Annotated in this window: 12 protein-coding genes; 9 read left to right on the forward strand and 3 right to left on the reverse strand. The window is 41.8% G+C overall.

The window, feature by feature from the left end:
- Nucleotides 1-34 precede the first annotated feature (34 nt).
- From EYR97_RS06705 to EYR97_RS06730, 6 genes are all read left to right on the forward strand, one after another.
- On the forward strand, nt 35-784 hold the full coding sequence (locus EYR97_RS06705; protein ID WP_242634931.1) for a hypothetical protein: 750 nt from the start codon (nt 35-37) through the stop codon (nt 782-784).
- Between the two features lie 238 nt (nt 785-1,022).
- Entirely contained in the window at nt 1,023-1,637 is a 615-nt protein-coding gene (locus EYR97_RS06710; protein WP_131093035.1) for an OB-fold-containig protein, read from the forward strand.
- A gap of 36 nt (nt 1,638-1,673) precedes the next feature.
- Complete coding sequence (locus tag EYR97_RS06715) at nt 1,674-3,440, forward strand: flotillin family protein (protein ID WP_131093037.1); 1,767 nt, start codon at nt 1,674-1,676, stop codon at nt 3,438-3,440.
- 265 nt (nt 3,441-3,705) lie between these two features.
- Nucleotides 3,706-4,650 (forward strand): alpha/beta fold hydrolase, encoded by a 945-nt coding sequence (locus EYR97_RS06720; protein ID WP_131093039.1) that lies wholly within the window; start codon nt 3,706-3,708, stop codon nt 4,648-4,650.
- Between the two features lie 96 nt (nt 4,651-4,746).
- A complete protein-coding gene (locus EYR97_RS06725) occupies nt 4,747-5,685 on the forward strand; it encodes a S41 family peptidase (RefSeq protein WP_131093040.1) in 939 nt (312 codons plus the stop codon).
- 86 nt (nt 5,686-5,771) lie between these two features.
- A complete protein-coding gene (locus EYR97_RS06730) occupies nt 5,772-5,945 on the forward strand; it encodes an oxidoreductase-like domain-containing protein (protein WP_131093042.1) in 174 nt (57 codons plus the stop codon).
- A gap of 70 nt (nt 5,946-6,015) precedes the next feature.
- On the opposite strand, the gene EYR97_RS06735 is transcribed toward EYR97_RS06730, so the two are convergent.
- Complete coding sequence (locus EYR97_RS06735; protein WP_131093044.1) at nt 6,016-6,870, reverse strand: LysR family transcriptional regulator; 855 nt, start codon at nt 6,868-6,870, stop codon at nt 6,016-6,018.
- 182 nt (nt 6,871-7,052) lie between these two features.
- Here EYR97_RS06735 and EYR97_RS06740 point away from each other — a divergent pair, with 182 nt between their 5' ends.
- Together EYR97_RS06740 and EYR97_RS06745 are read left to right on the forward strand one after the other, a co-directional pair.
- Nucleotides 7,053-7,736 carry an FMN-dependent NADH-azoreductase gene (locus EYR97_RS06740; protein WP_131093046.1) on the forward strand — a complete coding sequence of 228 codons (684 nt, stop codon included), beginning with the start codon at nt 7,053-7,055 and terminating at the stop codon, nt 7,734-7,736.
- Entirely contained in the window at nt 7,730-8,203 is a 474-nt protein-coding gene (locus tag EYR97_RS06745) for a nucleoside deaminase (protein WP_131093048.1), read from the forward strand. The genes EYR97_RS06740 and EYR97_RS06745 overlap by 7 nt, the downstream gene beginning before the upstream one ends.
- Before the next feature lie 34 nt (nt 8,204-8,237).
- Here the strand turns inward: EYR97_RS06745 and EYR97_RS06750 are convergent, their stop codons facing one another.
- Nucleotides 8,238-10,457 carry a PAS domain S-box protein gene (locus tag EYR97_RS06750; RefSeq protein WP_131093050.1) on the reverse strand — a complete coding sequence of 740 codons (2,220 nt, stop codon included), beginning with the start codon at nt 10,455-10,457 and terminating at the stop codon, nt 8,238-8,240.
- A 253-nt stretch (nt 10,458-10,710) separates the two neighbouring features.
- The gene (locus EYR97_RS06755) at nt 10,711-11,610 is read right to left on the reverse strand and encodes a LysR family transcriptional regulator (protein ID WP_131093051.1); all 900 of its coding nucleotides are present in this window, start codon (nt 11,608-11,610) and stop codon (nt 10,711-10,713) included.
- A 121-nt stretch (nt 11,611-11,731) separates the two neighbouring features.
- On the opposite strand from EYR97_RS06755, the gene EYR97_RS06760 reads away from it, so the two are divergent.
- Nucleotides 11,732-12,484 carry an SDR family NAD(P)-dependent oxidoreductase gene (locus tag EYR97_RS06760; protein ID WP_131093053.1) on the forward strand — a complete coding sequence of 251 codons (753 nt, stop codon included), beginning with the start codon at nt 11,732-11,734 and terminating at the stop codon, nt 12,482-12,484.
- Nucleotides 12,485-12,583: the final 99 nt, after the last annotated feature.

Here is a 12,583-nt window from a genome sequence, read left to right on the forward strand (position 1 = left end):
AGCTACTGCTGCCCCGTCCTTATGGAGTAACACAATGAAAGCACTCACTGTTTTTGCTGTAATTTTTGCAACAAGCGCCTTAGTTGGACAGGCATATGGGCAGCAAGTGTGTGACGAAAAAACGGCACCATCATTAAAGAAAAAACTGTCGGCGCACTACGATGTAGACGTTCAACGCGGACAAAAGGAAAGAACCACTAGCCTCTACTTATGGCGAGACAACGAAAAAGTAGCGCATGTTTACCCAGCTACCCAAATTACTGAATCGTGGACGTTAGTGCGCGATAAATACATCAAACCCACTCGTTATTTCGATGCTCACGAGCGCGCCATCGAATATCAACCGGGTGAAACCATTCACGGCAAAAAAGAAGATGATTTTTCGTACCGTTATCAGTTAGTTAGCAACAAGCTGATTGCATCAATGACATTGGTTAAATCAGAAGGTACTGGTTGCGAGAAAACCGAACTTTACTCGCTAGAAACCCCAAACCAAACACTTGAATTAACCTGGCTACCTCATTTAGAGCTGATCAAACATTTTGTTGTTAAAGAGCCTAATATGGTTCGAGAATGGACACTGCAAGACGTCAACTATAGTGCAGACACTAACGCTTTCTTCACAAAACGAGAAAGCTACCAGTCCACAGACTATGCGGACATTGGTGACGATCACACAGACCCATTCCTAACTAAAATGGTCAATCAAGGCTTTATTGAAGCGGGTGCGAGTGGTTATTATGACCAACATGGTCAGGCTATCGGCAGCAGCCATACCCACTAAACGTCAAACATCAAGTGGAGCGTATTGCAACTTCTACCTTGTTAGTCTACACGCTCTGCTTAACCTCTCTTTAAAATAAGCTTTATGCGGTAGAGCTTTTTAACCTTTTCCCCATAAAAGTGACCTTTTTCAAGGTAAACCCAAAGACATTACCCAAAAGAACAATGCGCAAACGCTAGATTAAATTCCAGTCTGTGGTATAACAATAACAGTACTATGATCATCAAGGACGGTGTGCATGACAGACGTTTTTCTCTCCCCAGCCAATTTTTGGTTTAGCATTTCAATAAGTGCCGTTTTCCTTATACTCGTTTTAGAAGTAATTAGCATCCTATTCGGTATTAGCTTATTGGGCTTAGGCGATGATGTTGCTGATCTAGATTCAGCAGGCAGCACAGGCTCTGAATTTGCTAGCTGGTTAAACATAAACAAAGTGCCTTTCTTAATATGGCTTATTGTATTGCTTACCCTTTTCAGCCTATCGGGTTTTGTCATCAATGGTTTAGGCAGCATGATGTTTGCGTCTTCAATACCCAGCCTAGTGTCGCTGCCACTTGCTGCTACATTGGGTGTTGTCATTACCGCAAAATTAGTTCCTATTATTGCGTACATTCTGCCCTCTATAGAATCCAGTGCCATGAGTAACGATGAATTTGTCGGAGCAGTAGCGCAAATTACACTTGGCCATGCCTCGCGAGGCAACCCGGCCGAAGCCAAATTTACCGACCGCTATTCACAACCTCACTTTGTATTGGTTGAACCCTTCGAAGACGCTGAATATTTTACCCAAGGTGAGCAAGTCATTCTGGTTCAAAAAAATGAACACAGCTGGTTAGCCACCCGCTATCAATAAACTTAGTAAAGAAAATAAAAATTAGAGAAATAAAGTATGGATACCATTCAAACATCTAGCCTACCGTCAATTCTGTTTCTGGCAGGGATAGCCGTTATCGGGCTCATTGTTGTCGGGCTTATTTTTGCAAAGCTATATAAACGGGCGACTAAGGAAACCGCTTTTGTTAGAACCGGTTTAGGTGGCGAAAAAGTCATAAAAGACGGCGGTGCTATTGTTCTGCCTGTTGTTCATGAAGTTATACCCGTCAATATGAATACCCTTCGTATTGAAGTTGAGAAAATACAAAAAGATGCCCTTATCACCAAAGACAGAATGCGCGTAGATGTAAAGGCTGACTTCTACTTGCGCGTGGCACCCAATGCCAATGGCATCTCTATGGCAGCGCAAACATTAGGTACGCGCACCACTCGCGCAGAAGAAGTTAAAAAACTAATGGAGTCGAAGTTTGTTGATGTACTTCGTGCTGTGGCAGCTGAAATGACCATGACCGAAATGCATGAACAGCGCGCTGACTTCGTACAGAAAGTACAGCAAAGTGTGGCTAACGATCTTGAAAAGAATGGACTTGAGCTGGAGTCTGTTAGTTTAACAGGGTTTGACCAGACCGACTTGCAATTCTTTAATGAAAACAATGCGTTCGATGCTGAAGGCCGTGCTCGTTTGGCCAAAATCATTGAGGAAAAGCGCAAGGAAACAAACGACATACAGCAAGAAAACCGCATTTTAATTGAGCAGCGCAATTTAGCCGCCGAAAAGCAATCGCTTGAAGTAAAACGTGACGAAGAAGAAGCGCGATTAAACCAAGAGCAAGTCATTGCCTTTAAGCGCCAAGAGCAAAAGGCAGAGATTGCCAAACAACGTGAAATGAAAGAGCGTGAAGAGCGCGAAGCAGAAATCGCCAAAAATCGTGCTATCGAAGCGGCTGAAATTGAAAAATCACGAGAAATTGAAACGCAAGAAATTGCCAAACGCCAAGCATTAGAACAAGCGCGTATTCGCCAGCAACAAGAAGTTGAAGTTTCAGAGCAAATTAAACAAATTGCAGTAGCCGTTAAATCAGAAGAAGAGTCGGCTGCTCGCGCAAAAGCAGCTGAAGCGGAAAAGCAAAAGGTAGAAAAAGAAGAAGCGGTTAAAACAGCGCGTTCGGTAGCTGAAGCTGAACGTAAGAAGCAAATAGAAGTCATTGATGCGCGTAAAGAAGCTGAACGTGAAGCGGTAGGTATTACCGTTGAAGCACAAGCAAAAAAAGAAGCTGCAGAAAACTCAGCCGCAGCTATTCTCACTGAAGCAAAAGCTAGCGCTGATGCGAAAATGCTTCAAGCAGAAGCAGATGAGAAGGTATTGGCTGTAGAAGCACAGGGTAAACAAGCGCTCTATGAAGCTGAAAATACGCTGAAAACAGAGCAAATAGAGCTTCAAAAAGCGCTGGCTATGTTAAAAGTGCTACCCGATTTAGTTGCTCAAGCAGTTAAACCACTAGAAAACATTGAAGGTATTAAAATACTTCAAGGTTATGGTGCCACGGGCGGCTTAAGTGGCGTTGGCGGTGAGCACACTGTGGCCACATCAGGCACAGGACTGGCTGACCAAGTGACTCAAGCAGCATTGAACTATCGTGCCAATGCTCCGCTTGTTGACTCGATGTTACGAGAGGTCGGTCTTGTCGACAAAGACAAGGGCACATTAGATGACCTTGTAACAGGTAAAAGTAGCTTTATCACTAACGCCCCTGCTAAGACTAGCGAAGCTAGTGAAACTTCACTCAATGGTAAGAAATCTGCGGATACCCCTGCAAGCTAAGTATGATCCCCTAAAGTAAAATGCCCTTTCGTTCAAAAGGGCTTTTTTGCTTATTGGATATACATGGTTTAGTTTAGTAGCGTCTCTGTATAGTTTCTTATAGTGACGAGAGTGCGATAACCTTTGCCATGCGTTTTTGTTCACCCCACGTAACCTTTGGGCAATGAACAAGGCATCTGCTTTTATTTTTCCATGTAAGCGCAGAATAAAATAGCATGAGGCAAGCATGCATGAACTTTCTGGCTGCAAATTGTGGAGATGAGCTTTGATTTTATTGAAGACATTAGGTGGAGTGCTCTTTCTTTTATTCTTCCTTGTCATTGGATTTGTGCAATTAAACAAAGTCGATGACATACCCGTTGAACGACTCAAAACCCGCTGGACTTCAAACGAATCGATATTCGTCACCATTGAGAGCCTTTCACTTCACGTGATGGACGAAGGACCAAAAGATGTTACAGCGCCTCCTATTGTGCTAATTCATGGTACAGGTGCATCTCTTCACACTTGGAATGGTTGGGTGGACGCACTAAAGCAAGAGCGCAGAGTGATCCGCTTTGATTTGCCTGGTTTCGGACTAACAGGGCCCGAACCAGAGAATAATTATACTATAGAGCGTTACACCGATTACGTTATCGCGTTACTTGATAAACTCAAGGTCGAGCGCGCCGTACTTGCGGGAAACTCTTTAGGTGGTTACATCGCTTGGGCGACTGCCATTCGCTACCCAGATAAGGTGGATTCTCTAGTGCTTATTGATGCCTCAGGCTACCCTTATGAGGCAGAGTCAGTACCACTGGCATTCAAGCTTTCCCAGAACAAGCTTGCCAAAACGCTGCTAAAAAATTTCTTACCCAAATTTATAATTAGGAAAAGCATAGAAAATGTGTATGGCTCACCAGATTTGGTCACCGATCAGTTAGTAAATCGCTATTACGAGCTATCACTACGAGAAGGCAATCGCGCAGCAATTAAAGAGCGTTTTGTTCAAACTAAGCCGGGGCCATTGATTGCAAAACTAGCAGATCTTCAAATACCCACTCTTATTTTGTGGGGAAAAAAGGATAAACTTATACCCATGAAATTTGCGCTACGGTTTAATGAGGATATTTCCAACAGCCAGCTTGTTATCTTTGATGAACTGGGTCATGTGCCGCACGAAGAAGCTCCCTTAAAAACAGTGGCACCAGTACTATCGTTTATTGAATAGACAACGCTCTGGTACACACAGACTGTGAAAATATTATATCCTTCTGCTACTAACAGAAACTCTAAAGACGTTAACAAGAACACTCTGGGACATACTTTGAAACAAACATTATTGTTATCTTTTTGGTTAATACTCATAAATATGCTCTTTACTGCTTTACTTGTTCAAGCGAGCGAAGAATCACTTGAACAGCAAGAGATCGACAAAGCCGTTGCCAGTCTGATACGGGCGGTTGACCAACACTATTTGTATGATGAGAAACGAGAGAAGATAGTTGAGTACTTAGCAACAGCGCTTGAAAACGGCGAATTCGATGGTCATTTTTCATTTTCAAGACTAAAGAATAAATTAGAGTCGATGTTGTTCTCAGTAAGCAAAGACTCCAGTTTTAGGATCATATCCAGAGCAGGCCTTAGCGACGACTCTGAAACATCCGACATAATACTCCCTGGTGCAATACAAACCCAACTAATAGAAAATGACATTGGCTATTTAGCCATAGACGGCGACTTTATTAGTGATAGTTGGCAAACAGAAATCAGCAATGCAATGGCGTTTTTGTCTGAGAGCAAAGCACTGATTATTGATTTAAGAACTGCCGGACTAACGTCGTTACCTTTTTCGCAGTACTTTTTAAGCCACTTTATTCCTACTGACCAATCTTTTGCCACGTTAACCTTTGGTCATGGTAAAACCTCGCCAATACGTTCAAAAAGCGTTGCTAATCCACTAAAAAGCGATATTCCCTTGTATATTGTTACGTCGCCCTTTGTTGCTGGCTCATGGGAATTTGTTTCATACACGTTAAAACAGAATAAAAAAGCCACTATCGTAGGTATGCCAACCATGGGGCTAGGTTTCATGACGTCAACTACACCACTAAGTCAACATATGAGCCTTATTATGGCCTATGCCGCGTTTCACCATGCTGACATTAATGAAAGCTGGAAGGACAGCGGTGTTGAGCCAGATATTCACAGTGAATCAAAGAATGCCATAGATGTAACACTAGAGATTGTGAATAGCGCATTATAAAGTAGTAGAAAGTAAAATGTAGAGTGTACCGAAGGCATAGGTATTACCTATGTGACACACGTTTGAACAACGAGAACTATAACCTCATGAAACCACTACCGCCTGAACCAGAAAAGCCACTAAGAGATGACTGTTGTGGTGGCGGTTCGTGTTGCCCTTGTATTTGGGATGTGTATTACGAAAAACTTGCCGTATGGAAAGAAGCCAAAAAGGAACATGACGCACAAGCCCCCTCTTCTACTTTAACCAACGAAGAATAGTGTTAACGTTGCCCTATTAGGCTTCCAGTACACCTAGCATACGTCCAATTAAACGCGTATAAAATTTGAACTACGAAGCATCTAAAAGCTTTTCTAGCCACTCTACAAACACAACATTGTGTCTCGACAAACGCGAATCTTTGTTATCAATGTAGTAACACAGTGAAGAAGCAATGGCATTCGTATCCAATTCAACCAATACACCAGCGTCTATATAACCTTGTACAAGTGTCCTTGAACAAAATACAAAAGTATTCTCGAGCATTGCCTGTTGAATACTAAATAGCTCCTGATCGAAATGCTTCAAGTTAAACCCTTTTTCATGAAGGCCATTTAGCGTTAACCACAGTTGCCAAGGCACTTTGGGCAAATCTCGGTTCTTCCAGCTTGTCGTATAGATAGTCAGCGGCTCAGGTTCGTTAAATCGCTTGACGGTACTCGCGCTACAAAACAGATTAAATTGCTCCCTTTTAAGCACATCATTTCCCGCACGATTTTTACACTCACCAAAGCGAATGGGTAATACATAGTTACTGGGTTCGACACGCTCACCACTTGTAATATTCACTGTGATATCTGGGTATTGAAGACTGAACTCTCGAAGACGCGGAATGAGCACTAATGCGGCAAAAGACGATGTCGTGGTAACGTCTATTTGCTTTTCTTTCATAGCTATTTTCTTAAGCGCCGCATCAATTATTTCAAACCCCTTGTGCGTTGCTTCAGCAAGCTCTTTCCCAGCGTCGGTAAGTATGACTTTTCTAGTCTCTCGAACAAACAAGCTAACACTCAGCCGCTGCTCCAAGTTCTTAATATGATGTGAAACCGCAGTAGGCGTTATAGACAACTCTTGTGCCGCCGCCTTAAAACTGTCCAGCCTAGCAGCTGATTCAAATGCTTTTAATGCAGGTAACGACACTTGCATATTTCACCTCTTTAAAAAACCAGGTTGAGTGTTGATTCGCGAATAAAAACTTATCAAGTAATAGAGTCCATAACCACACTTAGATGAATATTACTCATCTACAGTTATTTTTTACTCGTTTGTAAGCCAGGCTTACAAACGTAAAAATAACCATAGAATTTTTCACCTAGAGGAAAGTAAAAATGGGCACCATTCTACATATAGATTCGAGCGTAAGAGCCATTTCAAACAGTAATCCAGAATACGATTCCATTTCTAAAAAACTAGCAAAAAAGTTTATCTCACATTATTCAGATATCAGCAATATAGATGAATATATTTACCGCGATGTAGGTACAAACCCACCGCACTTTATTACACAAGAATGGATTGGCGCAGTCTTTACGCCTGAAACTAAGCTAACGGCCCAACAGCAAGAAGTGTTGGCCTTATCTGACGAACTCATAAGTGAAGTAGCAAAAGCAGACATTATCGTTATTTCTTCACCTATGTACAACTACGGCATGCCTGCTCAGCTAAAAGCCTGGTTTGATCAAATTATACGTATTAACAAAACATTCGACTTCGACTTAGTCCGTGGCGACCAGCCACTTGCACCACTGCTGTCTGGAAAGACTTTAGTCATCATCACATCAAGTGGCGAATTTGGTTTTGAAAAAGGAGGAATTAATGAACAGGCCAACCACTTAACCCCGCATATTCGTACACTGAGTAAATATTTAGGCGTAGAGTTAATTTATGAAGTTGCTTCTGAATATCAGGAGTTTGCCGATGAACGTCACGAAAAGTCGCTTCGCGATGCAGCGTCTACCATAGAAAAACTAGCAGCTCATTTATCCAATCAACAAAAGGCAAACCTATGCTAAATTCGCATCAAATTGCGCACTTTTGTGAAGAGACGCTTTCACTTGCCAAAAAAGAAGTCGACAGCGGAGGTTTACCTTTTTCAGCAATTGTTGTTGATGAAAAAGGCAGACCTATTGGACAAGGAGTTAATGAAGTAAATACACTACACGATTGTACGGCCCATGCTGAGATACAAGCTATTCGAGTCGCAAGTAAAACACTTGGTACAAGTAGCTTAAAAGGCACAACGCTATTTGCATCGGGCGAACCCTGTGGCTTGTGTCAAACAGCAATTCGTTTAGCAAAAGTCAGCAAAGTGATCGTGCTGCTAGATAGACATGAGGTTAAGGAACTCGGGTTTGATTACATGTGGACATATGTTGAGAAAGCCGATTCGCTATTTGTAAGAGATACACATCTGTCATTTAAAAACAAAGCAGAACCATTTGAGCAGAGCCCAAAAGACCTAAAAAGTATTGGACTGTAAAGCCGTAGAGAGGCAAGTCTCTGCACTTGCCTCTTTAAGGCAACGCACGTATCGCTTCATCAATGTCAGCTATTTTGTAGGGCTTGCTAATAATACTATACACACCACTAGCGAGAAGTTCCGAAACAGTATGTTCAGCACTATACCCTGAAGAAATAATGACTTTAACATCGGCGTTTATCTGCTGTAACGCCTTAAATGTCTCTTTCCCCCCCATAATCGGCATATTCATGTCTAATATTACTGCATCGAACTCTTCGCCTTGCTTTTCATACAAGGCCAACGCTTCTTTGCCATTTTCTACACAAATACTTTTGTGGCCCAGTACCTCTAACGTTTCTTGAAGCATTTCACTGACTAACGAATCGTCTTCTACAACCAGTAACGTTTTAGCGTGAACATCTTCCTTTCTTATATCGGGGGAATTACAAAGCGAGCGTGCATGAGCGCTCTTTTCTACTAGAGGCAACTCAATAACAAATGACGTCCCCTTACCTAGCCGACTTTCTACGTCAATCGCCCCCTTAAATTGAGTTACTGCGCTGTACGCTGTTGCAAGCCCCAAACCAGTTCCCTTACCCACATCCTTAGTAGTAAAAAACGGGTCGAATATTTTGGGCATAACAGATTTCGCGATACCAGTGCCCGTATCAGATACCCGAATTTGAATAACACTTTTTTTATCCACATCAGGTATATTTCCAATAGTCGGTTTCGTGTTATGTGTCTCAATACACAATATGCCTCCTTCTGGCATAGCGTCTTTCGCATTTAGCGCTAAATTTAGCAATATACTTTGTACCAAGGCTTTATCAGCTAATACTGTATTATCTATCGCAGACAAGTCAGTATGAAGTTGAATGCGTTTATCAAGAGAATGACTTAGAATGCTCAGCACCTCAAAAATCTGCTCGTGAATACTGACATTTTCAAACGTCACTTCGTCCTTCCTTGAAAAGGTCAGAAGTTTTCTAGTTAACAAACTTGAACCTTCAGCAGACATTAGGATTTTATTCACATACCCTTGAAGCGAAGAATCTTCCAACTTTGTAGAAAGTAGCTCAGCAAAACCAATAATACTGGCAAGGTGATTGTTAAAATCATGGGCAACACCACCCGCTAGCTGCCCAATCGCTTCCATTTTTTGTGCTTGACGCAATTGAGCTTCAAGTTGCTTTTGCTCAGTGATGTCAATGTGTGAACCCACCAACCGAATTGGTTTACCCTTTCTATTTTTGATTACCGAAGCATGAGCCCATATCCAACGATAAGAGCCGTCTTTATGACGAAGGCGAAACTCGGTTTTATGATGATCTCTGCATTGCTCAATTGTCTGTGTTGCCTTCTTAAGTACATCATGCAAATCATCTGGATGAACACGACTTTCAAATTCAGCAAAGTCGTCCTTTAGTTCCCTTTCTTCATAACCAATTTGCTTTTTATATTCCTTGGAATAACGCACCTGATTGGTGACTAAGTCCCAATCCCACATACCTATCTTTCCAGCTTCAATGATGGCATTTAACCAAATCATCGTTTCTGACAGCTTTTCGTCAGCTTTATGCTGTACGGTTACATCCCGCTGTATTGAAATCCAATGCGTGAACCAACCTGTTTCATCTGCAACAGGACTAATACTGAGTTCAACGTCAAACTCTTCTCCAGACTTGGTCCTATTACGAAGGACCACCTTAAAAGGCTTCCAACTTGCAAGGCCTTTTCTGATGTCGCTTCGGCTTTCAATAGTGGTATTTTCGCATTGTAGAATACGTGGTGTACGCCCTAGAATTTCTGATTCTTGATACCCTGTCATTCGGTGAAACGCACTATTGACAAAAAGTACTCTTGGCCCAGGTGAATCAAGCGGCTCCGCTTCCGAAATAAGCAACACATCTTGCATAGAGTCGAGAATATTCCGATCAAACTGGTTACCGAATATCTTATTGGTAATTGGCTTGGCCTCAGATACCGTAACTTCAAGATGGTTAGGTGTTTTATAAAATAGTGAAATTTGTCTTGTGCGAATGAGATAGGGTTTTTCTTCGTTATAAATAATCTGTTCAAACTTAAAATCAGTTTGGTTTTTAAGACACCAGTTACAGTAGTAAAGCAGCTTCTTCCTCCATATTTTATCACTGTCATTGCCTGGCTTAATGTCAGTGTTGAAGCGCCCTTCTGTTGTCTCACTGTCTGAACGATAAAATTCGAAATGCGCTGTTTTGTCTAGTTCATGCTTTAATGAAAATGCATCCATAATTCAATTTCTTATCCTACACTTGGTACGGCTTTGGGAATAACCTTTTCCCTTGCATCAACAATTCAAAATGGTGTTATTTATAGACGGCTTACTATTGATTAATAATTAGTCTAGTTCAAAGTGATGAATAAGATAGAAATTAACGTAAAATCACATAAAGAAATGTTATTAGAGCGTGTTGACCTTTGCTGTAAAAACGTACCAGAGAAGTCAGCACGCTCTAAAAATTGTAGGAAAAAACTAACGTCAGTTACGATGTCAGTTCTTCAATAACGCCTTTCATCCATTTAATAAAAACGTCTAACCTTTGAGGCATATGTCTTCTTGATAAGTAGAGCAGATTTACCGGCATAGCAGGTGCTTGGAAGTCAGGCAAAACACTGACAAGCTCATCATTTTTAAATAGCTTTGTGTTTGCAAGTATAGGAAGCTGAGCAAGACCTAGTCCATTTAAACAAGCGCTGAAATACGCTTCCGTGCTATTTACCGAAATTGCGCTTGGCATCGTTAATGTGCAAGTTTTTCCTGCATGAACATATTCAAATTCAGCAGTTTTTTGGCTTAGTGAATGGGAATAATCGATTAATTTGTGATGTTTAAGATCGTCTAGGGATTTGGGTTTCCCGTAACGATCAATATAGGTCTTACTCAAGCAGTTGTAGATAGGATATGAAAACAGTGGTACCGCTACAAGACTGCTGTCACGAAGTTCGCCTACGCGTATTACACAATCTACCCCCTCTTTAGCGAGATCTACTGGATGATCCACGCTACTAATCTTCAAATTAATATTGGGATACAAATCCATAAATTTGCTGATATGTGGCAACAAAAACAGCGTAGCAAATCGACTTGGCATATCAATACGCAGTTCCCCTGTAATTAGAGAAGATGTTGCCACAAATTGTTGAGACATAGCGTCCCATTCATTCAGAATTGCCTGACATTGGGGCAGAAAGGCTTCTCCATCTGAGGTCAATCGCACTTGTCGAGTACTTCTGTGCAATAGTCTTGTACCCAGCTGCGACTCAAGTTGAGTAATGGCCTGAGATACACTTGATTTAGGTAAGCCTAGTACATCAGCCGCTCTGCTAAAACTGCCCAATCTGGCGGTCTGAACAAATCTTTGCATCATATCAAATCTATCCATACCTACTCCCGTATGCCCATGATTGTTCTCTTTTGATGAACAATCATATCTTTTTAAGGCTATTTTTCAAACTCCAATATCCTCCTATTATTCGTCTACTCACAAAAAAGAAGGAAAATTTATGACAATTGCATTAATAACTGGCGGCAGTCGAGGACTTGGAAAAGCTAGCGCATTAGCACTTGCTAGTGAGGGTTTAGATGTTGTTATTACGTACAAAGATAACATCGCAGCCGCAAATGATGTTATCGATGAAGTGCATAGCATTGGCCAAAAGGCAGTTGCAATACAACTAGATACTGCCGATGTGAATTCATTCGATAACTTTGTATTGAGTATATCTCAGATACTTGAAGCACAATTTAACTGCACTCAATTTGATTACTTACTCAATAACGCGGGGGTTGGTATCAACTTACCTTTTACTGATACGACAGAGGAAACTTTGACCACCTTGTTCGATATGCATGTCAAAGGCCCTTATCTGCTGACGCAAAAGCTACTTCCTTTATTGAGAGATGGTAGTGCAATTCTTAATGTTTCATCTGGTCTCACCCGCTTTTGCTTCCCAGGGTACAGTGCATATGCAATGGCGAAAGGTGCAGTGGAAGTAATGAGCCGCTATATGGCAAACGAACTCGGTAACCGTAAGATCCGTGTAAATACACTTGCCCCCGGAGCCATTGAAACCGACTTTGGCAATGGTTATGTGCGTGACACATCTGAAGTCAATAGCGCGATTGCAGCGCGTACCGCACTTGGCCGAGTTGGACTACCTGATGACATAGGCGCCGTTGTCGCGCTGTTACTCAGCGATAAAAGTCACTGGATCAACGGACAGCGAATTGAAGCATCGGGTGGAATGAATCTCTAAACTGTCTATCAGAAATGCTCGTTTAATCAACAAGCCTCTGTACTAAAAACAGAGGCTTACCGTAGGTGGCGAATAAGATCCTTAAGCCTGCGTTTTACC

Origin of the sequence: Alteromonas sp. KUL42 (assembly GCF_006538325.1) — a bacterium.
Classification (GTDB): domain Bacteria; phylum Pseudomonadota; class Gammaproteobacteria; order Enterobacterales; family Alteromonadaceae; genus Alteromonas.